We start from the raw sequence: 24,613 nt of genomic DNA, 5'->3' as shown, positions 1-24,613 counted from the left end.
CGTTCGCACAGACCCGAAGAACTACAACTACCGTCCAATGGAAATTCATGTGCCTACGATCTGACGGATCCTCGCGCGCCGCGGCGGAGATTACGGGCTGTTCGCGCCAACTGTTGCCAAGCAGGTCGTGGCGCGGGACGCTGGCCGGCCGATCGTTGAACCCGCGCCGCCCCTCTTAAGGCCGCGTACCTGCCCAAGATCGTGGAATGAGTCGACTGGTCCAAAGCCCGAATACGCGCCTACAGGGGCCAGCCCTGCGGCTCGGGCTGGCCCCTCTGTGCGGACGACGAATTTATCCGTGTAAATTTCCAGGGCCGCCGTCCCCAACGCAATGGTGGGGCCGCCCAAAGTTCGCTGACGCTTGAAGCCGACGGCGCTGCCTTACAGGGACTGGCTCGCTCCAACTGCCCGAATCTGCCAATTGCGTCGGGCTTCGGGCTTTATGGCTGTTGACGCTCCCGGTACCTGAGGCCGGGTCATCATGCCAGCCTCGATTCGGGACCTGTCCAGGAAGGCCTCCCTTGTCCAAGGAATGAACTCCACCAACGGTTTCGCCTCGGAAAGGACCGTCCCAACGAGGTGCTGATGCACCTGCATCATGTCGCCTGCATGAGGCGCCATCCTAATGCCCATAGCACCAGCCTGCGTGGCCACGTTGCGCCATTCGGTAATTCCTCCGAGCCGGGTAACGTCCGGCTGCACGACTCGGTACGCGTTGCGGGACATGAACGTCGAAAACTGCTGGTATGAGTAGATGGCTTCGCCGCCGGCAATGTCCAGCGTGGTTAGCGACTGCAGGCGTGCGTGACCGTCAACGTCCTCAGGGTGCAGCGGCTCTTCCACCCAGTCCATTCGAGCTTCCTCAAGATAGGGCAGAATACGAGCAGCAGTGGAGAAATCCCACTTCTGGTTCGCATCGCACATCAGGGTGACCTCGTCTCCGATGGCGGCACGGACGGCGCGTACGCGGCGAACGTCCTCTCGCCAGTCGGCACTGCCGACCTTGATCTTAACTCGCTTCCATCCTTGATCAACGAGATCAAGAAGGTCCGCTACGAGCTCCGAATCAGAGAAGTTCAACCAACCGCCGTTTGTGTTGTAAGCCTCGACGGGAGCGGCAGACCCGCCCAGGAGCTTCCACAAAGGCATACCGGCCCGCTGCGCCGCGATATCCCACAGTGCGATGTCCACCATGGCCAGGGCCATATGAACGGTGCCGGCTCGTCCCATCCAGTGCGTCGGCTGCCAGTACATACGGTTCCAGGTCCCGACGATGTCATCGGCCGGTGCACCCAACAAGGCCGGGGCATAGTACTTTTGGACAATGTCGCACAACAACTCAGGTGCATTGTGCACTCCAGAGATCCCCGTGCCGACGAAACCGTCAGAGGTCTTTACCTCCACAACAGGCACAATCCAGTGCGTAAGGGCGGCGTTGGAGTCAGCGATCGGCTTCTCCAGTGGGACCGAGAGAGCGTAGGTCTCCACACTGATGATTTTCGTGCCGTCCTCTGAGGCACCGAATACTGAGGCCGCGCGCTCCGTGGCAGCGTCGATAGCAGGCAATTGTGTTCCTCTGTTCTTGTCTGAGATGCGTGGCCCGGCGGAAGGCCATCGCGGTAACTACTTCCATTAGGACGCAGAAGTTTGCGTGGCACAACGCCGATTTTCGGATACGAGTTATTCGCAATACGGATACAATGGGAGGGCCTGTGCGGGGCTCGGCTGGTCCGTTCTTCGCCCTAAACTGCGAACTGTGTTCACGGAAGTGGTCGCCAAGTCCTCTCTAGGATCAGTAGCGGAACGCATTCGTGGACGTCTCTGGCTGGGCAAGATTATTCGAAGTCGATGAAACTAGGACCTGAATGTCGATTGAGCTGGCATGGCTTCGCACGTGGCTGGGAGTTGTTGACGTTGGAGGCTTTGCGCGGGCGGCAGAGCACTTGCATCTTTCGCAGCCCAGGGTTTCAGCGCATGTTGCAAATCTCGAGCGGACCCTTGGCCACGTCCTGATAGAGCGTCGGGTGAGGCCGTTGACGCTGACTGACGCAGGTTACAGTCTGCTTCCGAAGGCGAGGGCCGCTGTGGCGGCGGCTGACGAGTTGGTCACATGGAACCCGAACAACGACGTCCTGTCCGGTTTGGTGAAAGTGGGCAGCGTCGCTAGTGTCAGTTCGGAGTTTCTCCCGAACATACTTTCCGAATTCGCTTCCAGATACGAAGAAGTCGAACTCCGGGTACTGGACGGAGACGTGGAGCTCCTCGAGTCCGCGTTGGTGGAACGCCGTGTGGCCGTGGCCCTCCGGCCCTTGCGACCGGAGCCAAAGGACCCGCAGGTACTTGAGGTCCGGCCCTTGTGGCGAGAGCGATTCGTTGTTGTTCTCCCGGACGGTCACCCGCTTCTCGCGACCAAGGTTGTCCGGGTGAAGGACCTTGCCGCATTTCGGGTACTTACCGTCGGCAATCCTTTGTCTGATTCACTCCTGGGCTACGAGACGGCAACGTACTTGAAGGCCCAGGCACCCGACGTGGCGGTGGGAGCAGTGCTGCATCAGCCGACGACCCTGGCCGCCATGGTCCGGGCCGGTCTTGGCGTCGGTATCGTGAATCTGCTGGCAGCCCGCATGATCAAGCGTCCAGGGCTGGTTATCCGGTCAATCGATAGGCAGGACCTCTACCGGGACGTCGGCATTTGGTGGCACGCCGAGAGACCTCTGAGCCGCGCTGACCAGGTGTTTATCCGTACGGTTCTTGACGCACAGCGCCCAAGGGGAACCTCTCTCGTTCCCCGGAGGTAACTGTCCCGGCCATAGCTTCTTTCTGCGCTGCCCATGACTCGGACAGATCGACTAGCCCGGCAGTCGCCGTGTCAGGTTGTCGTCGGGCGGGTCAGAGATTCAAGAACCTCGAGCAAGTGCTGATAGCTATGTCCGGTTGCGCGGGTGAGGCCCAGTTCGCAAGTGCGGTTGGTGGATGCGTAGACGTCGAAGTCCCTCGAAGCGACGGCAGCCGCTTCGCTGGCCGTCGCCGAGGCGGTCAGTTCCGGGTGAAGCATGCCACGGTCTCCGGCGAAACCGCAGCAGCCCCATCCTTCCGGTACAACGACTTCGGTGGCAAGTGAAGTGCCAATGCGCAGGAGGGCTTCGTTGGTACCTAGGTGGGTGGAGGAACACGTGGGGTGCAGGGCCAGTGAACCGATCTTGTTCGGTACGTTGAGCGCTGGAAGGATGCGACTGTCGGTGAAGCTGACCGCGTCAATAATCGTAAGGCCCGGGAAGCGTTTATCATCTGCCAGAAGCTTTTCGACGCCTTCGGTGCACGAGGCAGCGTCGACAACTATGGGGAGTTCACCTTGGCGGCTCGCCGACCAGAGCGCTGGAAGAACCCGTTCGCGCATATCCTGGTACCCGTCCGTGAGGCCTTTGGACTTCCATGGCGTGCCGCAGCACATGCTCGCAATATCGTCCGGGATCATGACCTCAACTCCGGCCCGCTCGCATAACTTGAGGAAGGCCGACCCGACACCTCCGCCGTCACCGGCCGCACCAAACATGGTTCCGATGCAGGCGGCGAAGTACACGATTTCTGCCCTAGAATTGGCTTTGGGGTTGCGCCTCGTTCCTCCCGCAGGGAGGTCCTTCGTCCAAAGCGGCATAGTTTCGCTGCCGACAAGGGCACGAGCCACCGAGGTGGCGCCAGTGACCAGCGGTGCTGGCACCTTCTTTGCCCCGCTGAGAGCCAGACCACCGGTCCTGGATACAAAATCCCAGTGCTTCGATGCCTGTTTCCATCCCGCCTGCTCAACACTATTGCGCTGGTCTGCACGTAGCCGACGTACCAAGTCACCTGTATCGATGAGAACAGGGCAGGCAGTCTGACACATCCCATCAACAGCGCAAGTATCGACGCCATCGTACTGGTACTCACGGTCCAACTGCTCGACTAGCGCAGTGTCACCCGCTAATTCAGCCGCGGCGCGCTCCCGGCGCAGAGCGATTCGTTGCCGGGGCGTCAGCGTCAGATCCTTACTGGGACAGACCGGTTCGCAATAGCCACATTCGACGCAGCGGTCAACTTCCTCCTCCACCGTTGGAGTGATCTTGAGGTCCGAGACGTAGGAAGTTTCATCCTCGTTGAGTAAGATCCCCGGGCTGAGCAAACCCCTCGGGTCAAAAAGGCGCTTGACTTCGCACATGACTTCGTAAAGCTCGTCGCCATACTGTTTCCGGACAAAGGGTGCCATGATCCGGCCTGTTCCATGCTCGGCCTTCAGCGTTCCGTCGTTAGCCAGCACCAAGTCGACCATAGCGTTGGTGAATGCCATGTACCGGTCAACCTGCCGGCTCTCGCTGAAGCGCTCATTGAGCAGGAAGTGGATGTTGCCATCTTTGGCATGCCCGAAAATAACGCTGTCTTCATAACCGTGGCGATCAAAAAGTTCGACCAGCTGTTCGCAGGTGTCCAAGAGGGCGGGCACAGGAACCGCGATGTCCTCCAGGAGGGCGGTCGTGCCCGATGGCCGATTGCCGGCGACCGTAGCGTACAAGCCCTTCCGAATATGCCAAAGTGCAGCACGGACACCCGGTTCTGAGCTAAGCACCGCAGGCACGGATAGGGAAAGCTGTTCCAGCAGGGACGCGCTGTCCTGGACTGCCGCAGCCACCTCTTCGGGTGTATCTGCCTGGTGTTCTACCAAAAGGGCAGCGTGCTTCGATATCTCGAGGTTCAGCAGTGAAGTGGTGGCCTTGGGATCGCGTTGCGCGACACGAAGTGACGTGGCGTCCAGCAGCTCGACAGTGGCGAAGCCAGCTGCGACCAGTGCCGGTAACGCTCCCGTGGCATGGGTGAGATCCGGAAAATACAGCATCCCCGTTGCTGTGTGCGGGAAAACCGGGACGGTGCGAAATGTTGCTGAGCCGATGAACGCCAAGGTGCCTTCGCTGCCGACAACGAGGTGAAGAAGGATCTCAGTAGCAGAGTCAAAGTCCACAAAAGAATTAAGCCCGTATCCCATCGTGTTCTTAATGGAGAACAACTTTTTGATGGTGCGGAGGGAGGTTGGATTGGACCGAATGCGCTCCCGCAGGCGAATCAGACCTTCGTATAGCAGTGGTTCCTTGGCCTTGAGTTGCTCATCGGCATCGCTGTCGGCTGTATCAAGGACCGTGCCACTGGGCAGGATCAATACAGCGGACTCAAGCGTCCGGTAGGTGTTGAACTCAGTTCCGCACGCCATTCCGCTGGAGTTGTTGGCTACCACACCACCGATGGTGCACGCCGACTCGCTGGCCGGATCCGGACCGAGTTTTCGCTTGTACGGCGCCAAACGGGCATTTACAGACCTTACAGTTGCCCCTGGCTGAACTCTGACCCGGTCTCCACCGCTCAGCACCTCGATAGCCCGAAAATTCCGCCGCGTGTCCACCAGAACTGCGGAACTTGAGGCTTGCCCGCTCAGGCTTGTTCCGCCGGAACGAAATGTCAGAGACGAACCGCTTTCCGCAACTGCAGCAAGCAAGCGCGAGATGTCGCCGGCGTCCATGGGTGTCGCAACCATCTGAGGGGTCAGCAAGTAGTGAGAGGCATCGTGGGCAGAACCCAACCGGTCACTGGCCCGGGACTTGATTCTGCCTGGGACCGCCTTTTCCAGGGCAGCGAAGAGGCCACTGTCGAGCGGTTGAAGAGTCCGTGGGGTGTTATGGGCCAATTGCTTCTCCGAGTCTGAAACCAACACTGCTTTCCATTTGATGGACCAGCAGTCTATTATTTGGATTGCGATGAAGATTACCACTAACTCGACTCCTGTGGGGTCGCTCCCTGATAAGGCTCCCGAAGAACGCGTCGTTGGTTCTGATCGGGTCCTGGCCGTGCTGGTCGAACTGGCCAACCATCCTGATGGGATTGGCCTGGAAGAGATGGCGCGGACCGTCAATAGTCCGAAGGCGACGGTCCACCGCGCGCTTGCATCACTCCGACGGGCAGGTCTCGCGGGTCAGTTGGACCGCGGTAGATATGTTCTTGGGGATGAATTCCTCCGGATGGCATTCGCCAACCATGAGGCACGCCCTGATCATGTACGTGTCCGGCCCATCCTTGAAGCACTAACGGCCCGGTTCGGTGAGACCGCGCATTATGCGGTCTTGGAGGGCGAATCCATCGTTTACCGGGGAAAAGTTGATCCGTCCGTGGGCGCGATGAAACTCACGTCCACGGTAGGGGGACGTAATCCGGCCCACTCAACTGGCGTGGGCAAGTTGATGCTCTCCTATGACTTACTGACCGAAGATTCTGTCACAGAGTGGATAGGGAAGCGCACGCTCACCAAGCGAACCGACCGGACAGTGGTGACGGCCCAAGAACTCCATACGGAACTGAACATGATCCGCCGGCAGGGCTACAGCATCGATGACCGTGAAAACGAGTCTGACGTCAACTGCATCGCTTTCCCCGCCTTCTTCGGTTCGCCTTCAAGGCCGACCGGAGGAATCAGTATCAGCGCCATCGCTCACCGCACCCCCCTTAAAGTGCTTGTCGACAGCATCCCCGCGATTCAAAAAATCCTCGGCGGAGACTTCGACAGGATTTAGCGAAGATCCTCATCTGTCCTGTACCCCCATTTTGACTATCCATTGGAGTATTCATGTATCTCATGCGCCTCGGTGCTGCGGGCTCGGAAAAGCCTGCGGCCCGCATCGACGATGAACATTATGTCGACCTGTCCGACGTCGTTGACGACTTCAACGAAGAATTCTTTACCACCAACGGGATCGCGAGAATTGCGCCGATCGTGGCGGAGAGGGCAGCCGCCAATAAACTGCAGACCTTTGATGGCGAGCGGATCGGGGCGCCTTTCGCACGGCCGCATCAAATTCTGTGCATCGGACTGAACTATAGTGACCACGCCGCAGAGACGGGCCAAGCCGTGCCGGCTGAGCCGATTCTGTTCACGAAGGCGCCGAACACTCTTATCGGCCCCAACGATGACGTTCGGATCCCCAGAGGCGCCACCAAACCCGACTGGGAAGTAGAGCTCGGCATCGTCATTGGCAAGCGCACGAGCTACCTCAACACTGTGGAAGAAGCAGCTGATGCCATCGCGGGTTTTGTTGTGGTGAACGACGTCAGCGAACGAGGCTTCCAGTTGGAACGCGGCGGGCAATGGTCCAAAGGCAAGTCAAGCGAGACGTTCAACCCGGCGGGCCCATGGTTGGTCACTCCGGATGAGATTGACGACGTTAAATCCTTGGGAATGTGGCTCGATATCAACGGTGATAGGCGACAAACCGGTTCCACGTCGACAATGATTTTTGACCCGTACTACATCGTCCACTATCTGAGCCAGTTCCTTGTGTTGGAACCCGGTGACCTAATTAACACCGGCACGCCCCCCGGGGTGGGAATGGGCTTTAACCCGCCAGTCTGGCTCCAGGCAGGAGACGTGATGGAACTCGGCATCGACGGTCTGGGCACCCAACGCCAGAACGTTCTCGCTCCGCGATGAAGCAAGAAACGCTGACACAGCAGGAGACACTCATGAAGGACTTTCAAGGCTTAGTAGCCATTGTCACGGGTGGGGCAAGTGGTATCGGCGCTGCAACAGCACAACTCCTCTCGGACCGCGGAGCAAGCGTTGTCGTCATCGATCGAAGCATCAGTGAGCCGACGGAAGGCATCCACGGAATTGTTTGTGACATTACGTCCACCGAGGACGTCACCAGCGCTGTTGAGGAAGTCATCAGCACCTTCGGTCGACTTGATGTCCTGATCAACAATGCCGGCATTGGCGCAAGCGGCGACGTGGCTGCCAATACCGATGAAGAATGGCACCGCGTCCTGGATGTCAATGTTGTCGGAACTGCGCGGATGAGCCGCGCGGCGCTTCCCTACTTGAGCCGGAGCCCCCATGCCGCGGTCGTAAACACGTGCTCGACGATAGCCTTCGTCGGCGTCCCGAACAGGGCCCTCTATTCGGCCAGCAAAGGAGCGATTGCCGCTCTCACACTCAGTATGGCCGCCGACCATGTGGGGACGGGAATCCGCGTCAACGCCGTCGCTCCAGGCACGGCCGACACGCCTTGGGTCAATAGGCTGCTCGATGAAGCCGCAGATCCGAACCAGGCCGCGGAAGCACTTCGTCGACGCCAACCCCTCGGAAGATTGGTGACATCTGACGAAGTCGCCCGGTCCATTGCTTTCCTCGCGTCGCCTGCCTCCGGTTCCACAACCGGCACCGTCCTGACCGTGGACGGTGGAATGGCTAGTCTTCGCACTCCCACGGTCTCCTAACTGTGCGCTGCACAGACCAGGCCGTCGCACATGAGAGATTTCGGCCTTGACTAAGTACCGTCACGATGAGTGGAGCCGGCTCATCAATGTACCTGTAGAGATTCGGCTCGGGGACCGGCTGGTCCGCTCGGGCACTGTAGAAGATGCCATGCCAGACTGCTCCTTACTCTGGCTGGCATCCGATCACCAAGGCACACGCACAATGTACTCAGCCTGCGAGGGCTACGAAGTCTGGCTCGAGCCCAGCGAGCTGGAAGGTTCTTTCGCATACCGCATGACAGCGTCCGAGCTATTTCCGATGGAAGGCCCTTGACCGCCCGGTCAACCAACTCCCGCCGAAACTTGATGTCGCTTTCGGGAAGCCTGTCCCACTGCCGGAGCCAGGGTTTGTGCCGATCCGCACGAACCCTGGCTCCGGGTTCCGATCATCGCCACTTCGTCCCCACGCCCGCGCATAGGCCCCGGCTGGCGCACTGGGATGGGCTTCCTCATCTAGACCTGGCCAGCAGGCTGGCGCTTACCCGGAATTGACGCCACTGCTGAACCCACTCAACGACGTTGTGGGTACGGCGAACCTGCCACTACGAGGGCACTCGGCCCCGAACTCGATTTCACATTGCGCAAGCTGCTTGCATCATATTGAAAAATGGGTATGATCGAACTCACAATCGAGCAGATCTCTCCGGCCATCGGCCCCCGCTCGACATCCCAGCCACTACACCGCCCGCACAAAGGAGTGTGTCGCTATGGCGTGCAGCCAACGCCCCACAGGCCTCACCACAGGGGCCTCATCCGAGAAGGGATGGCCCCCGCGTGGTTAGATTTCTTGCCAAAAGACTCTTCAATGGAGTTCTGCTCATTTTCGTGGTAACTGCTGTCGTTTTCTTCCTTATGTACAGTACGGGCTCATCAATCGCGCGCAATATCCTCGGACAAGGCGCTACACAGGAAAAGGTCGATGCCCTGACAGTGAGCCTGGGATTGAACCGGCCGCTTGTCGAGCAATACTGGACATGGCTGGTCGGCGCTGTCCAGGGAAATTTGGGCAAATCCTTCTTTACCGGGGAGCCGATCACAAACGCCCTCGCAAGCCGCCTTCCCATTACCTTTTCGGTTGTTCTGGTCGCCCTCCTGCTGACGCTCGTCATCAGCACTGCATTGGGAATCGCCGCGGCAGCCCGCGGGGGTTGGCTGGACCGGGCAATACAAAGCACCGTAACGGTTTCGTACGTTTTCCCTGTGATCATATTTGCAATCGGCATGGTGTACCTTTTCGCCGTTACGCTCAAGTGGGTACCGGCCATTGGTTTCGTATCCTTTGCACGTTCGCCCATTGGCTGGTTTGCCTCGATCATCCTGCCGTCGATAACACTGGCATTCGGTGGAATTGCTTCCCTCGCTGCCCAGATCCGGGGGTCCATGATCGACGAGCTGGAACGCGACTACGTTCGAACTTTAAGAAGCCGGGGTATAACCTCGGCCTCCATTCTCTTCAAGCACGCTCTCCGAAACGCTGCTTCCCCTGCCCTGACCACATTCTCACTCTTGTTTATTGGCCTATTCGGCGCCTCATTCTTCATCGAAAAAGTATTCGCACTACCTGGGTACGGCAGCTTTGCTCTTAACGCTTCGATTCAGGGTGATCCTCCGGCAATGCTTGGTGTCACCCTGTTCAGCATCGTGCTTGTCGTCGTCGTCAACATGGTCATTGACATTATCCAGGGCTTGCTGAACCCGAAAGTGAGAATCTGATGGCAGAAAACACCATGTCGGCTCCCGGAGTTTCATCGGTTGCTGGCACGCGTGCCGGCATCTGGGGACAATTGCTCCGTCATCCTATGGGAGCAAGTTCCCTAGGCGTCCTGGCGACTATTGTCATTCTGGGCGTTCTCGAACCGCTGTTGGCGACCCACGATCCGGAGTTCATTTCACTTTCCAACATAAACGCACCGGCCGGCACCCCCGGGTGGCCTCTTGGTGGCGATGGAGCAGGACACGACGTTTGGGCCAGACTGCTTGCCTCAATCAACGTCTCACTAACATCGGCGCTCATTGGGACTGCCGTGGCGATGGTTCTGGGGGTCAGCATAGGCCTAGTCTCCGGATACCTTAGCAAAACCACCGACATCATCACCTCCTGGGTCTTTGACCTGCTGATGGCCTTGCCCACCCTTGTGATGCTTATCGTGATTGCCCCGGTGATCGGCGGTGACTACAAGGTCACGATGGCCATATTGGGCGTGTTTTTGTCACCCGGCGTTTTCCGCCTCGTCCGCAACCTGGTGGTAGGTGTGCGGAACGAACTCTACGTGGACGCAGCTCGCGTATCGGGGCTTTCCGACCTGCGCATCCTCTCGCGCCACGTTTTCTACGTGATCCGTGGGCCGATTATCATCCAAGCTGCTTTTCTCGCCACCGTGTGCATAAACATGCAAGCTGGACTCGCGTTCATAGGGATCGGCGCACGCACGCCGAGCTTCGGTTCAATGATCAGCCAAGCCTTCCAAACCATGTACTCCCAGCCCATCCAACTTGTTTGGCCAACGATCGGGTTGAGTCTCCTGACAGGAGCCCTCGTGCTCTTCGGCAATGCCTACAGGGATGTGCTCGGCCAGCGCGGAACCCGAAAAGGCCGGTCAGCCCGGAAAGAACGGACAGCCAAGGGTGACGCCACCGTACGCACTGTCCCCAGCAGTACAGGCACTGGTTCATCCGACCTACTCTTGCGCGTGCAGGACCTGTCAGTTTCCTACGTGACTGAAAAAGGCGTGGAGATCCCCGTGGTCCATGACGTCTCACTTGAAGTCAGGCCCGGGGAAATTGTGGGCTTGGTTGGTGAATCCGGGTCCGGTAAATCCCAAACAGCGTTCTCGGTTCTTGGCCTGCTGCCTAAGAACGCCGCGGTGAATGCCACCGCACTTACCTACAACGGCATCTCGCTCTTAGACGACTCCAAAGAAGCACGGAAATTGCGCCGGGAGGACATCGCATACGTCCCGCAGGAACCTATGTCGAATCTCGATCCCTCATTCACGATCGGGGCGCAACTCACAGAAGGACTGCGCCGCGCCATGCCTCGGAGCGAAGCCAAAGCAACAGTCCTTGAACTCCTCGGAAAAGTCGGGATTCCCGACCCTGAACGTACTTTCAAGTCCTACCCGCACCAAGTCTCGGGCGGTATGGCCCAAAGGGCACTCATTGCCGGAGCCATCGCGTCGCGTCCGAAGCTGCTCATTGCCGATGAACCCACCACGGCCCTCGACGTCACTGTCCAGGCGGAAATCCTTGACCTGTTGAGGGAGTTGCGTCGAGAACTAAATATGGGGGTACTTATTGTCACTCATAACTTTGGCGTCGTCGCAGATCTGTGCGACCGAGTGGTCGTCATGCGCAAGGGAGAAACCGTAGAAGCAGGGGCCGTACGCGACATCTTCCATAGCCCCAGCCATCCCTATACCCGCCAACTCATCAGCGCAATCCTCGACGAACAAACCGTGCGAAGCGACCAACCGATACTGCTGGGGCAGGGAGAGTAACAATGACCAATCTTCTGGAAATCAAAGATCTCCGGCTGAGCTATCCGGGCACGGGGTTTAGGAGCAAAAGCCCAGAAATTCTCAAAGGGATCTCACTGAATATCGCGCCCGGGGAGACGGTAGGCCTGGTAGGGGAGTCCGGGTCGGGAAAGTCAACAATCGGTCGTGCAGTCCTGGGGCTGGCTCAACCCACGCAGGGGAGCATTTCGTTTGACGGGCGTGACATCACCCACCTGCGCGGCCGCCAACGGCGACACCTCTCCCGTGACATCCAGGTAGTCTTTCAAGATCCGTATACCTCGCTGAACCCTTCTTTGCAGATTTCGGACATCCTCGCGGAACCCCTTATTGCACAAGGGGTTGAAGCCCGCAGCGCCCGCAATCAAGCCCGGCAACTCCTGGACCGCGTCGGGCTTCCCGCGAACGCTGCCGAGAGATATCCGCGCGAGTTCAGCGGCGGACAGCGTCAAAGAATTGCCATAGCGCGGGCCTTGGCGCTGAAGCCTCGCCTTATTGTTTGCGATGAGCCCGTCTCTGCGTTGGACTTGACAACCCAAGCACTGGTGCTTGACCTCTTCATCGAGATCCAACGGGCAACCAAGACGGCTTATCTGTTCATCACGCATGATCTCGCGGTGGTCAGACACATCAGTCACCGAGTGGCCGTGATGTACCGCGGTGAAATCGTGGAAACCGGGGCCACCTCCGTTGTCACCGAGCAGCCCGAGCACCCATACACCAAACGGCTCCTGCTCGCCGCGCCAACCGCGGACCCGGACCTGCAGGCAAAGCGCAGGGACGCCTGGAAGGCATTCTCAAAGCAAAGATCTGCTCCGGAACCCACGGCCAGGGTTGGCTGAACAGCGCTGCGAGGCTTGAGAGCCTCCACCCTGCAAGCACTAAGGAAGGCCCCGGCCGGCACCAAAACGGTCACATGTTTCTTGGCCGAACCCAGTTTCCGTCGCAACAAACCAGACCTAGGGCCCATAGACAGCCAAAATGGTCGCCGCTATTCCGTTTATCCACCAGACAAAGGAGTCCCAATGCACTTACGTAGCCGTCCAATCAAGGCCTTGGTGGCAGCCCTCACCGCTGCCTTGGCACTGAGTTCCTGCTCAGGCAACGAGCCTAGCCAGGGCAGTACTAAGGAGGCACTGCATCTGGCAACGTACGCTGCACCCACCACCTTCGCCGTTGGGTTGTACGGCGGCGGCGACGTCTTTATTCAGAAAGCCATCTTCGACACCGTGCTGGGTGTGGATACGGATGGAAAGATCGTGGCCGGACTTGCAGAGTCCTGGAAATACAACGATTCCCTCACCCAGCTAACCCTCACCCTGCGTGAAGGGGTTACCTTCTCCAACGGTGAAGTCCTGGACGCAAAAGCCGTAGCTGCGTCGTTGAACGCTTCCAAGAACGGGGCCGCTACATCGTCGCAGTTCACCAAGGTGTCCACTATCGAGGCCAAGGACGCCCGAACGGTGCTTATCACTCTGGCCGAACCCGACGGAGCCCTCGTGCCCAATCTCTCAGGTGTGTACGGTGTAGTTGCCGCGCCATCAACTCTGGGGACATCTACAGAAGCGACTGAGCCTGTGGGGTCAGGACCCTACAAGATGAGCTCCTCTGAGTCGCAGATTGGTTCCAAGTACGTTCTTGAGAAAAAGGACGGATACTGGAACTCCTCCTTCTACCCGTTCAAACGGGTAGAAGTCTCAGTCATCAGTGACCCTTCAGCCCTATTTAATGGCCTGCAGTCTGGACAGCTCGACTACGCCAATATTCTTCCCGACCAGAAGGGCCAGCTTCCCGAATCCCAGTTCGTTACAGGTGTCGACAATCCGTCTATCTATGGTGCGATTTGGATCGCAGATCGAGGCGGCGAATTGCTCCCGGCTCTTAAGGACGTCCGGGTGCGCCAAGCCATCAACATGGCTTTTGATCGAGAGTCCATCGAAAAGAACATTGCACCGGGGGCCATCAAGGCCACCAATCAGCTGGCAAATCCTCGAGGGGGCGCCTACAGCAAGGAACTGGCTGGAAAATACCCGTATAGCGTTGAGGCCGCGCGCAAGCTGTTGGCCGAGGCTGGCTATCAAAACGGCTTCGAAGTTAAGATGCCAAGTACCATCGCATCGGCTCAGTTTGAACCGATCATCACCCAATCGCTGGCGGACATCGGTATCACAGTGAAATGGGAGACAGTCGCGATTCAGGACGTCGTTTCCAAGATGATCGCGAAGTCCTACCCCATGTTCTACTTCCCGGGCGCATGGCAAACAGCTGACGCCCAGGACGTGAGCAACGCATTGGGGGCAGTGTTCAATCCATTCCAAACCATGCCCGAGGAACTGAAGACGCTCCTGAAGGAAGCAAACTCTTCTACGGCACCCAACGCCTTCGAAAAAGTGAATAAGTACTTGGTCGACAATGCCTGGGCCGCTCCGCTCTCCTACAACGTCTCCAACTACGCCTACTCTAAAGGCGTGAACTACAAGGCACCTGCGGTCTGGGGCGATTCTCTGTTGCCCTGGAGCCCCGCTCAATAACAATTGGAACAGCGGTGGGCTGACGGCGGCGATGTCTTCTCCGTCAGCCCACCTTCATTTGCGTATGCTTCCTTAGCCGAAGATGTGGAGTTGCCAGTCCATCAAGGCTGCAAGCCTGCCAGCCAGACCTGACCATTCCCCCGCTGAACACGCCGGCCACACCATCACTTCACAACCGAAGGACACAAAGTATGACAACCGAAGCCAGAACCATCGCCTCTGGATATGCGTTTCTTGAAGCACCCAGATGGCGCGACGGCTTCCTTTACGTCTCCGATATATTCGGGCGCGAGGTACTGAAGTTCACGGAAGACGGGCAGGCAGAACGCATATGTGAGGTCTCTTCACGGCCCTCCGGATTGGCATGGGATGCCAATGGGAACCTTTTGGTTTCTTCGATGGGGGACCAGCGTGTCCTTCGCCTTCAGGACGGAGATTTGGAAGTCTTCGCTGATTTGTCGGGAACTGTTCGCGGCGACGTCAATGACATGATCTCCGACGGCCACGGCGGCGTGTATCTGGGGAGCTTCGGATTTGGGCCGGCAGAAGACCTGGTTCCGACTCAGCTGGTGCACATCTCCGAAGACGGAACTGTTACGACTGCTGCCGACGACCTCGTGTTTCCCAACGGAATGGCTATTACTCCGGATGGACGAACGCTCCTGGTTGCAGAAACTTTTGCCTCCAGGATCTCCGCATTCGACATCACCGCGCCTGGGCACTTGATTAACCGCCGGGACTGGGCCGCCTTTCAAGAGACCCCTGAAATAGTTCAGCCCGCCGCGGTGGGAAGCAAAGTCTTCGTGGCCCCAGATGGCATATGCCTGGACGCCGAAGGGTGCCTGTGGGTCGCGGATCCTCGGGGCAACGCCGCCCTAAGGGTCGCCCCAGGAGGACAGGTAGTTGATGACATCAAGATCAACAGTGCCAACCTCTCGGTATTTGCCGTGGCGCTTGGAGGAGAAGACAAAAAGACGCTCTACATGTGCGCCGGCCCAAAAATGGGCAGTGACGTCAATCTGGAGATCGAACGTCAAAGTGAGCTCCTTGCCGTCAAAGTCAACGTTCCCGGCGCGTGAGGCGTTTTAGTGCCATCGCGATCCGGGGGAAGCAACGCAGTGGTGCATACACGAAACCTTCCAAGGATCGGACAGAGGATTGCAGAGACTATGCGTTCTCGCGCTGACGGCCGGAACAGGACTTGACGTGAGGAGGGGAGGCCACCGGCGGTGACCTCCCCTCCTCACGTCAGTTATAGAAACTGATGATTGTGACTGCGATCAGCGTCCGTGCTTAGACCTAAGACGACCCGAACGGGCCATCTCAGCTGGCGGGGGACTCGGCAACCCAGTTTTCCTGGCCAGCTCAGCCGTCTGAGCTGAGCAGGGAAGGTGTCGTTTGCCGATTGGCGGCTGTCCAGCGTCGTGGCTGCTGTTTGTCGAGGACAATAGTCAGAAGCTTGGGCGCGAATACAGCTCTGGGACACGCCTGTACCTGTGTTCGGATCTGCTTTGGGGGCCAGCGTCAGTACGAGGGGCTGCATGGATCCTTTGTTCCTCAGCGTCTGCAAAATCCCTGCGTCGGGTCCTCAGTCGCTCTGCGAAGCCGTTGGAGGAACGACACCCTGTGGCCAAGGACCCTTGATGGTGAGCGCCCCGTCGACCATGAGGGTTGTCCCTGTGACATAACCTGAGCCAGACGAAGCAAGAAAGGCAATTGCTTCCGCGATTTCAATAGGCTCTGCGAGCCTCTCCAAGGGGCTGAGATGTTCCAATGTGGTGATATCAAGCCGACCCTCGGCGACTGCGCGTTTAATCATAGGAGTGCGGACCCAGCCTGGGGCTACGGCGTTGGCACGTATGCCGTAAGCAGCCCACTCGACCGCGAGAGTCTTTACCACGGCTTCGACTCCGCCCTTTGCCGCCGCGTAGGAGAGCCTGTGGGGGAGACCCATGTGCGCGGCCACCGACGACAGGGCGATAATAGAGGGATTGGAGGACTGCTTGAGGTAGGGGAACGCGGCCCGGACTGCGCGAATGGTGCCCAACAGGTGAATGTCAATCATTCCAAAAAGGGCGTCATCCTCGATGTCCTCGGATGGTGACGGAGCTATGATGCCGGCGCATGGTATGACGGCATCCAGCTGGCCCCACTCTTTCGCAGCGGCAGCAGTCGCGTCGTCGACACTTCCAGTGTCAGTGATGTCGACGGGAAGGGCGATGGACTGGGCGCCGGTCTCTGCAAGCCTGCTGGCCACCCGCTGCGCCGCCGGCAGGTCACGGTCGCCAACAGCGACCCGCCAGCCTCGCGAGGCGAGCGTATCGGCTGTTGCTTCGCCTATACCGCTACCGCCACCAATGATGAAACCCACCCCAGTGTGGTCAAACGTATTCAATTGCTTTTCTCTCCAACGCTGCTAGCGGGCGGTTGCACCAACTCGACAATATGCTGGTCCGGGTCCCTCAGGTAGAGGGCAACCCCGCCGCGATTTATTCCATGATCAAGAGCGACCGGCTCACCGAAGGGCACACCTCCGGCCTTCACAAGTCGTTCGAGCAGCCCGGTGAGGTCGTGACAGGTTACGGCAACATGCCCTCCGCCGGAATCCCGGGGCCGCAGCTGAAGTTGCCGCCCTGCGGGTGCAAGGTACTGCAGGAGCTCGATGAAGTTTTCAGTTCCCGGAAAGCGTAGGTGAGCTTGCAATGTGTGCGCTCCCGGTTCACCTGTGATTCTTTCCAGGTATCCGCCGCGAACCTCCTGCCGCGCAACCAGGGACAAGCCCATGGCGTCCTGCCAGAATTCCAGAGAGCGATCGATATCTGCCACTGTGAGGCCAACGTGGCGAAAAGTTGCAAGAGTTGGGGACGGCCGCCCCACTTCAAATGTACTTTGACCATTAGAAATTAATGTCACTTGATGAAAGTACCGTATCGGCTGCGATCCCGCTAGAGTCTACGCATGACTTCACCACTATCGCCCTCCACTCGCCGTGAAGCAACGCGGATTTCCGGCGGAGCGGCTGCCGACAACCTTGTGGCTGCCGTCGAGATCGCCTACTGCCCGCTTGAGCTCCCGCATCCTGTGAAGCTCGGGCATGCCTACTACTCTGAACGCGAATACGTGGTTGTCCGCGTATCTGACGGGCAAGGACGTCACGGGTTTGCCTACGGGTACACACGAGGCCTTCCTCTGCTTCCTCTCCTTGAAAAGGCCTCAAGAGGGGTTGTTGGTACCGATCCGCGCGATCGCGGCAGGACCGTTCAGAAAATGACCGAGGCAACACCCAGCGCCAGATCCACCCTTGTGCGCGCCACCAGCCTTTTGGAGGTCGCTCTGTGGGATCTGCTGGGAAAGCAAGTAGGGCTGTCCCTCTCCCAGATGCTGGGGGCCGTCAGGAATGAGGTTCCCGTCTTGCCCGTTGCCGGCTACTTCCGTGATGTTCGCGGGGACGAGGCTGTGATCGGAGAGCTTTTGAAGCTCGAAGAATCCGGTTATGACCAGATTAAGATCATGGTTGGTTCGCTCGATACACCGGAGGCAATGGGCTTTCTGGCCCAAGCCCGCGAATCGCTAAACCCCAGGACCCGACTTGCCGTGGATGCGCATTACTCGCTGCCCTCCGTTGAAGCAAGCGTGCGCGCGATGCGGTCTTTGGCCGACCTTGGGGTTTGGATCTTGGAGGATCCCTTTCTTCCCTCAGAGTGGAGGCGAATGGCAGCGCTGGCTTCAGTGGGAGCGCCTGGCATAGCCATTGGGGAGGATGTCTCGGAACCGTCTCAGTTTCTCGACCTCCTTGAGCATGCGACAGTGCTTCGCGTGGATCCCACAACCTGTGGGGGAGTCAGAGCGGCGATTAGTGGCATTGAGGCTGCCGGCATTAGGGGAACCGCGGTCATTCCGCATGTCTTCACACAGCTGTCCGCTCAGCTGGGGTCGGCCTACACGGCGGTGGCATGCGTGGAGCATATCCCCACAGAAAGCCAGTCTGATCCCATCGACCAGTTTTTTGAGCGCCCGCTCAGGGTTTCCAATGGGCACGTACTTGTCGACCAGATGCCGGGAGCAGGCGTGGGGCTGGATTGGGATCGCCTGGCCGCATTCCGGGGTAACACGACGACAGTTAGTGAGTAGTCGACGTTCTGTTCACATTCGACATCTTGCTTGCCACCTCCTGCTAACTGTGGTCGGCCGGGAAATGCAGTGAACCATGCGGCGGCCAGGCCGGAATGACGGTCTCAGAGTGTCTTCTCGCGAGTTTCTAAATCGCGGACCCGATCTTCAAGAAGTTTGATTTCGCTTTCCAGCCGCTCAATTCTTTGCAACGCCTCGGCGTCTCGGTCGCCTGGGATTTCCCCGATGTACTTCGCGGCATCGGCTTCCCCTGACTCCCCGAGAAGCGACGGGGAGTCAGCTGGGCCCGCCCCATAGGGCGACTGCCCCGACCGGAGCCTATGTTCTGCAGTCCACTCGGCAAGGTAGAGGCTTGCTTCAAGTTCGCCGATCCCAGTTGCCGCCCGAACCATCGGGACAGTTGGGATGCATTCGAAACTGATGATTTCCGCTGCCGAGAAAACACGATCCCTTACGCTTCGGTTCATTGTCTAACCCCTTCGATAGCAGTCGAACGATCCGCGAGGCGCGAGAGCGAAGGTAGCGGACGCGGAGCCCCTTCCATGAGCCTTCAATGTACACATCTCGTCGCAGTAGCTGTCCACGCCCACTTGCAGCACCGGGAGCCGTTTTATCCCCTGCCGGAGTGACGCTTTCTGGCGTCCCGCCCAGCTCAGGTTGACTACCGAATGGACTGCGCCGGAGGATCAAGGGAGTCCGCCGGTCCAGGCCTCTGGACCTTGACAAACTCTTTAGCAATAGAGAGTATTCAGATAGTCGATAGTATTTCATACTTTGAAATCTTGGGATGCAATGGGGCCTTCCTCGCAACATCAACCTCCAACCGGGAAATGCCGTCGTTGCGGTGGTCTCGTTAGACAAGCAGCGGAGCAACCCGCGCTTGCGGGCAGTCATGGGCGTAGAAGCCCATATTGCGGCGGCCACCCACGCCAACGCGAGGGCCGCGCCCCTTGGCGCCATGTCCCCACGGCGTCAGCAGTGCTCGAGCATTTCATACCTAACTCGGAGGAGGACCGCGTCCTCCCTTAACCCGGATCTCCCGGTTGAATCGGAACGTCAGCAGGGCCGGTACACGCTCCGGACAAAAGCGAGCAAAGCAATATTTCACAAACGGAAGGGGCGCCAGTAATGCCTAGGTTTGACGGCAAAGCCGTGATAGTAACTGGAGCGGCGATGGGCATCGGTGCCGCCGTTGCGGAGGCGTTAGCCGCAGAAGGCGCTTCAGTCGCTGCCTTTGACATCGACAAAGACGCCGTAAACGCCACGGTGGAAAAGATACGAGCTGCCAGCGGACACGCGATCGCACTGTGTGGCGACGCCCGGGAGCCTTCCGATGTACGTGACGCCGTTGAAAAGACGGTGCTCGAATTCCATAGGTTGGATGGGCTGGCCGCAATCGCCGGGGTGCTCAGGGTAACCCCTACTGTCGACTCCCCCGATGAGCATTGGCGGGCCGTCATGGAGACCAATGTGCGTGGGCCATTCCTCTTCGCAAGGTCAGTCATTCCTCACCTTCGTGAAAGCGGGGGAGGGGCGATTGTGATGGCTGCGTCCGTTATGGCTTTCGCCAGTTCTCCGGGAGCTGCACTTTATTCTGCTTCTAAGGGCGCGGTCGTGTCGTTGACGAGGTCACTGGCGGTCGAGCTTGCCGCGGACAACATCCGCGTCAACAGCGTTGCCCCAGGAACCGTGCGCACCCCTATGGCACGAGGTCTGGCCGGAGAGATTGCACCGCTTGATGACATCGAAGAGACGGTGGAGACACTGGGGAAGGGGCATCCTCTCGGACGCATCATCGAACCCGAGGAAATCGCCAAGGTCATTGAGTTTCTGCTCAGCAGCGACGCCAGCGCCGTCACCGGCTCGTGCTACGTCGCCGATGGTGGCATGCTCGCCCATCTCTAGTACTAAGGGTTCCCTCGCGGGCTCGACCAACCGTTATGTTCCTGGACCCCAGGGCGAACATCCAATAAAAATGCCCACAAACAATAAGGAGACACATGCGCTACTTTGGCGTCGTTTACGATACCGGACTGCCCTACATTCCAGGCCGGAACACTATCGATCCCTTTGACCCTCAGCTCGTGGAGTATGACATGAAGGTCATTTCCGAAGAGATGCGCGCCAATGCGGTTCGCATCGAGGGCGAAGACCTGGAGCGGCTGACAGCGGCCACACGTATCGCGCATGCCAATGGTCTGGCGGTTTGGTTCAACCCTTGGAAGATGGAAGCCAATGTGGAGGAAACCACCACGTACATGGCGGAGGCAGCGAAGATAGCCGAGCAGCTTCGCCAAGAAGGCGTCGACCTCGTCTTCGTCACCAGCTGCGAGATCTCGATATTCACTCACGGTGTTTATCCCGGTGAGACCTACTTTGAGCGCGGTGCATGGCTCGGCTCGCAGTTTGCCAGCATGCCCTTGGAAGCGATGTCCGCACATGTGATGCCGGACACTCTTAAGGAAAAATCCGTTGTCCTGAACGAAGCCCTCCGGAAGTTCGTGGCGGCCGTCCGTGCGGAATTTTCTGGACCCGTCACCTATTCGGCAGGTACCTGGGAAGGGGTGGACTGGACGCCGTTCGATTTCATCGGCCTGGACGCATACCGGCGGGGCGAGCCGGCTGATCAGTACGTAGCCACGCTCAAGCGTTTCAAGGAGGAAGGCAAGCCCATCGGAGCCCTGGAGTTCGGCAGCTGCGCATATGAAGGCGCTGCAGCGAAGGGGGATGCTGGTTTCGCCGTTCTGCTTGGCCGAAACCCGGACGGCAGCGGCAACTTCGTGGACGACGTCGTACCGGTCCGTAAAGAGAAGGAACAAGCTGATTACGTCGCCGAACAGCTTGAACTCCTCGATCAGGCCGGATTCGACCACGCCTTCGTTTACCAGTTCAATCACCCGGCGTACCCGGCAGGCGAGGGGGCGAAGGACCTGGACATGGTGGCGTTCGGCCTTGTCAAGTTCCCGCCGGCTGAAGACCCCCGTTCAGAGGCGATGCCGCCCTGGGAGCGTAAAGAGGCCTTCTACAGCGCGGCTGACTTTTTCTCGAAGCAATCCGCACGAGTGCACTAGCCCCGCCCTGTGACCTGAGGCAGAGATGGAGGATGAGCCATCGCGTCCGTTGACGTCTCTGCCTCAGGGTTTTGCTCTGGATGGGTGCGGGCTTCCTCTCGGTTCTGAAGTGCCTGAACCCGGGTTCCGGCACCTGGCGGGACGCCGGCGGAGCAGCTGCAGGCGGCTCCCTTGGCCCGCTGAACCGAACCCGGCCCGATCAATCGTTCAAGCTGGGTTGATGAAAAAACTACAGCGTATTTCAAATACTGAATGCTAGGATATCGCCATGAAGGATCTGGATTTGAATGCCGAGGAACCCCGGAGCCAGACCCGTATTCAATCGGTCAGCCGTGCGGTCGCGCTCCTCTTGGCCGTCGCTGAAAGTCCGGACGGTGACACGGCCAAACGTCTGGCCACCCGCGCCCAACTACCGCTGGCTACGGCATACCACCTTCTGACCACACTTTGGGCCGACGGCATGCTAACGAAGGACGACCTGCGGGTCTTTCGCCTTGGCCCTCGGATCGGCATATTGGCAGACGCCTTTCAGCAACTGGACTCCGTACCGGCAGCCTATCGGCACGCTTTGCAGACGGTCGCACGGGAAACAGGAGAAACCGCCTACTTAGGCGTATGGCGCAACGGCGGAGTTCAGGTGATCGATAGGGCGGAGGGTTCCCACGCAGTCCGCGTAGTTGGACTGGATGTCGGATTCGCCGAAGATATGCACGCCAGAGCAAGCGCCAAACTTTTTCTTGCTTTCGCTCCAGAGGACCTGCGGGCCGCAGTTCTCGAAGGGATGCGCCTTCGCCGACTGACGCCAAACACCATAACCAGGAAAAACGACCTCCTGTCGGAGCTCTCCGAGGTCAGGGAGTCCAAACTCGCATTTGATCGAGAAGAGTTCCAAGTCGGCGTAACATGCGTCAGCGCGCCGATTTGGCGTGGCGATACGGTGGCGGCCTGTCTCACCATTTCAGCCCCGACCCATCGATACGTTGACAATGAAGACAGCATCATCCGCGCGCTGTCGCTGGCAACAGGTTCTTCCGGCAACGCGTAAACGTACAGGGCTCGACGGGACAAGCGACCAGTTCCGCCGGTCGGGCCACCGCGCTGCCACCTAAGGCGATTGGTCTTCAGCGCGCCCTTTCGGCCGGACAAATCTCCACGGCTTAACTGAAGAGAGTTGACGTCGACGGCAGTCCTCCCAACTCCTGCGAGTGAATTCTTGAATAGGGTGCCGGAGCCTTGATTCAAGGAACCAACGCAAAGCCCGGGACAAGTTCCCGGGCTTTACTTCATTTACAAGCAACGATGCCCAACTTCTGGACATTCCGCCCGTTCACCACCGGCATGATAGCCAGGGCATCCGAAGCCCGGCCGATACCCTGCAGGGGTAGGAGCCCGCACAAGACAGCCTCGCGATCGGACATTGAGCGTTCAGCAGTTCCCAGCCTTCTGCGGGGCCGACGTGTGGACGATCGCGCCCCCCTCCCTCAGGCGCTCGTCTACCACTGCCGAAAGATACCCGACTTTCATAGTCCTGAATTTCCTTCATATGTTGACTGTTGTCGTGATTTCAGCCACACTGACTACGCACGACAACGATGTCTTTTCGGAAGGATTTCCAATGACCCCGCTCCCCATCGGCTCATCACTCAGCCGCCGGTCATTCCTAGCGCTCGGAGCCGGAGCAGCTGCAGCCGCAGCCGTTGCCGGGTGTTCTCCCCAGCAGTCAACGACCGCCAATAACAGCGGTCCCCTAAAGTTCTGGAACATGCCCTGGGGCGGTCCCGCCTTCATGGCTGCTGATCAGAAGCTCGCTGAGAGCTATCAGCCCGCAAACGGCATGGGAAAGGCCGCCTACCAGAACGTGCAATGGGCTACGTTCACTCAAACCTTCGCCACAGCAATCTCTTCGAACACGGGCCCGGCCGTGTCATCCGGCAGCGGCACGCAGGCATTTCAGTACGCCGCTCAGGGAAAGATTGCCTATGCTGACCGCCTTGTTGAAAGCATGAAGAGCAACGGCCTCTATGACGATTTTCAGCCTGGCCTGGTGGAGGCCCTGAAAGTCAAGGAGGGATATGCCGCGGTTCCTTACATGATCGATATGCGTTTGCTTTGGCAGAACAAGCAGCTCATGGAGAAGGCCGGCGCTGAGACTCCGACGGACTGGCAGTCATACCTGAATGCGTGCCAGGCACTCAAGAAAATCGACGTTTACGGCTTCGGCACCGGAGGTGGTGCCGGCAGTTCGTTGGCGGCACAAACCATCCATAGCCTGCTGATCAACAACAGCGGCGGACTTTTCGATGACGAGCAGCAGCCGAACTGCGTAACACAGGAAAATATCGAAGCTGTCGATTTTGTACTTGAGCTTGTCAGCAAGGGCTACGCCGATCCGGCCAGCATCAGCTACACCACTGAGAACGTGAAATCGCAATGGGCCGCGGGCCGGTTCGGCATGGGCTGGTTCGTTTGCCTGCCGGGCGGCGTGGTCAACGACGTGAACACGGACGTGGGACGGGCGCTTGAAATCGGCGAGCCCCTCACCGGCGCCCGGGGGGATAAGGGAACCATCATGTTCATCGCAAACCTCATGATGTACAAGAACACGCCCAGCCAGGAAAACAGCGAAGCGTTCCTCACCTACTATCTCCAGAACATGTCCAAATTGTGGACCCAGGATACTGGCATCGGCCTCCTCCCCGTTCTGAAGTCCATTGCCGCGACCAAGGAGTATCAAGCCAATAAGTACGCGACACGGGCGCTCGAGAAGTGGCTGCCCATCGCGAAGACGCAGGGTGCTCCTGCCAAGGGCGTCTTCCTTAACGTCGTCGCCTCCGACGGAACCAAGGCAATGAATAATTTCGCACAGAAGATTCTCAGCAATCAGACGAATGCGAAAGATGCCCTCACGGCCCTTCAGAGTGAGCTGAAGTCCACGCTTCCTAAAGCATCGTGAGTGCAAGTAACGACCTGCGTGAGGAGGCAATCGTGTCAGGGAAACGCAGACACGGAGACCTGAGCCTTGAGACCATCGAGGGCAGCA

General features: G+C 58.7%; 19 protein-coding genes. 14 read left to right on the top strand and 5 right to left on the bottom strand.

All coding sequences use genetic code 11. From position 1 onward, the window contains the following. Window positions 1-381: 381 nt before the first annotated feature. Window positions 382-1,566 (bottom strand): mandelate racemase/muconate lactonizing enzyme family protein, encoded by a 1,185-nt coding sequence (locus ACFVSI_RS19130; RefSeq protein WP_387827163.1) that lies wholly within the window; start codon window positions 1,564-1,566, stop codon window positions 382-384. A 299-nt stretch (window positions 1,567-1,865) separates the two neighbouring features. Between ACFVSI_RS19130 and ACFVSI_RS19125 the strand changes: the two genes are divergently transcribed. After that, window positions 1,866-2,798, top strand: coding sequence for a LysR family transcriptional regulator (locus ACFVSI_RS19125; RefSeq protein ID WP_387827160.1), 933 nt, complete (start codon window positions 1,866-1,868; stop codon window positions 2,796-2,798). A gap of 71 nt (window positions 2,799-2,869) precedes the next feature. Here the strand turns inward: ACFVSI_RS19125 and ACFVSI_RS19120 are convergent, their stop codons facing one another. Then, the gene (locus tag ACFVSI_RS19120; protein WP_387827181.1) at window positions 2,870-5,557 is read right to left on the bottom strand and encodes an FAD-binding and (Fe-S)-binding domain-containing protein; all 2,688 of its coding nucleotides are present in this window, start codon (window positions 5,555-5,557) and stop codon (window positions 2,870-2,872) included. 190 nt (window positions 5,558-5,747) lie between these two features. Here ACFVSI_RS19120 and ACFVSI_RS19115 point away from each other — a divergent pair, with 190 nt between their 5' ends. From ACFVSI_RS19115 to ACFVSI_RS19080, 8 genes are all read left to right on the top strand, one after another. Then, a complete protein-coding gene (locus ACFVSI_RS19115; protein ID WP_387827157.1) occupies window positions 5,748-6,587 on the top strand; it encodes an IclR family transcriptional regulator in 840 nt (279 codons plus the stop codon). A 53-nt stretch (window positions 6,588-6,640) separates the two neighbouring features. Continuing rightward, complete coding sequence (locus ACFVSI_RS19110) at window positions 6,641-7,501, top strand: fumarylacetoacetate hydrolase family protein (protein ID WP_387827155.1); 861 nt, start codon at window positions 6,641-6,643, stop codon at window positions 7,499-7,501. 32 nt (window positions 7,502-7,533) lie between these two features. Next, complete coding sequence (locus ACFVSI_RS19105; protein ID WP_387827153.1) at window positions 7,534-8,286, top strand: SDR family NAD(P)-dependent oxidoreductase; 753 nt, start codon at window positions 7,534-7,536, stop codon at window positions 8,284-8,286. An 813-nt stretch (window positions 8,287-9,099) separates the two neighbouring features. Further along, window positions 9,100-10,038, top strand: a complete 939-nt coding sequence (locus ACFVSI_RS19100) for an ABC transporter permease (RefSeq protein WP_387827151.1) — start codon at window positions 9,100-9,102, stop codon at window positions 10,036-10,038. After that, window positions 10,038-11,822, top strand: coding sequence for an ATP-binding cassette domain-containing protein (locus tag ACFVSI_RS19095; protein ID WP_387827149.1), 1,785 nt, complete (start codon window positions 10,038-10,040; stop codon window positions 11,820-11,822). Before ACFVSI_RS19100 ends, ACFVSI_RS19095 begins: the two co-directional genes overlap by 1 nt. A 2-nt stretch (window positions 11,823-11,824) precedes the next feature. Continuing rightward, the gene (locus tag ACFVSI_RS19090) at window positions 11,825-12,682 is read left to right on the top strand and encodes an ATP-binding cassette domain-containing protein (protein ID WP_387827146.1); all 858 of its coding nucleotides are present in this window, start codon (window positions 11,825-11,827) and stop codon (window positions 12,680-12,682) included. Window positions 12,683-12,865: 183 nt separating this feature from the next. After that, window positions 12,866-14,371 (top strand): ABC transporter substrate-binding protein, encoded by a 1,506-nt coding sequence (locus tag ACFVSI_RS19085; protein WP_387827143.1) that lies wholly within the window; start codon window positions 12,866-12,868, stop codon window positions 14,369-14,371. Between the two features lie 191 nt (window positions 14,372-14,562). Then, window positions 14,563-15,450, top strand: a complete 888-nt coding sequence (locus ACFVSI_RS19080; RefSeq protein WP_387827140.1) for an SMP-30/gluconolactonase/LRE family protein — start codon at window positions 14,563-14,565, stop codon at window positions 15,448-15,450. Between the two features lie 509 nt (window positions 15,451-15,959). Here ACFVSI_RS19080 and ACFVSI_RS19075 read toward each other — a convergent pair. Both ACFVSI_RS19075 and ACFVSI_RS19070 read right to left on the bottom strand, forming a co-directional pair. Next, complete coding sequence (locus ACFVSI_RS19075; protein ID WP_387827137.1) at window positions 15,960-16,766, bottom strand: SDR family NAD(P)-dependent oxidoreductase; 807 nt, start codon at window positions 16,764-16,766, stop codon at window positions 15,960-15,962. Continuing rightward, a complete protein-coding gene (locus ACFVSI_RS19070; RefSeq protein ID WP_387827135.1) occupies window positions 16,763-17,197 on the bottom strand; it encodes a VOC family protein in 435 nt (144 codons plus the stop codon). The genes ACFVSI_RS19075 and ACFVSI_RS19070 overlap by 4 nt, the downstream gene beginning before the upstream one ends. Window positions 17,198-17,329: 132 nt before the next feature. Here ACFVSI_RS19070 and ACFVSI_RS19065 point away from each other — a divergent pair, with 132 nt between their 5' ends. Continuing rightward, on the top strand, window positions 17,330-18,502 hold the full coding sequence (locus ACFVSI_RS19065) for a mandelate racemase/muconate lactonizing enzyme family protein (protein ID WP_387827133.1): 1,173 nt from the start codon (window positions 17,330-17,332) through the stop codon (window positions 18,500-18,502). Between the two features lie 104 nt (window positions 18,503-18,606). Here the strand turns inward: ACFVSI_RS19065 and ACFVSI_RS19060 are convergent, their stop codons facing one another. Continuing rightward, the gene (locus tag ACFVSI_RS19060; protein WP_387827130.1) at window positions 18,607-18,969 is read right to left on the bottom strand and encodes a hypothetical protein; all 363 of its coding nucleotides are present in this window, start codon (window positions 18,967-18,969) and stop codon (window positions 18,607-18,609) included. A gap of 661 nt (window positions 18,970-19,630) precedes the next feature. Here ACFVSI_RS19060 and ACFVSI_RS19055 point away from each other — a divergent pair. The 4 genes from ACFVSI_RS19055 (at window position 19,631) to ACFVSI_RS19040 (ending at window position 24,526) form a co-directional block, all read left to right on the top strand. After that, a complete protein-coding gene (locus ACFVSI_RS19055; RefSeq protein ID WP_387827128.1) occupies window positions 19,631-20,407 on the top strand; it encodes an SDR family NAD(P)-dependent oxidoreductase in 777 nt (258 codons plus the stop codon). A gap of 95 nt (window positions 20,408-20,502) precedes the next feature. Further along, entirely contained in the window at window positions 20,503-21,573 is a 1,071-nt protein-coding gene (locus ACFVSI_RS19050; protein ID WP_387827125.1) for a hypothetical protein, read from the top strand. Between the two features lie 268 nt (window positions 21,574-21,841). Next, the gene (locus ACFVSI_RS19045) at window positions 21,842-22,618 is read left to right on the top strand and encodes an IclR family transcriptional regulator (RefSeq protein WP_387827122.1); all 777 of its coding nucleotides are present in this window, start codon (window positions 21,842-21,844) and stop codon (window positions 22,616-22,618) included. Between the two features lie 741 nt (window positions 22,619-23,359). Next, a complete protein-coding gene (locus ACFVSI_RS19040) occupies window positions 23,360-24,526 on the top strand; it encodes an ABC transporter substrate-binding protein (protein ID WP_387827119.1) in 1,167 nt (388 codons plus the stop codon). The last annotated feature ends 87 nt before the right edge of the window (window positions 24,527-24,613 follow it).

The organism is Paenarthrobacter sp. NPDC057981 (assembly GCF_042886835.1).
In the GTDB taxonomy this organism is placed as follows: domain Bacteria; phylum Actinomycetota; class Actinomycetes; order Actinomycetales; family Micrococcaceae; genus Arthrobacter.
This window is presented reverse-complemented; position numbering and strand designations above follow the sequence as displayed.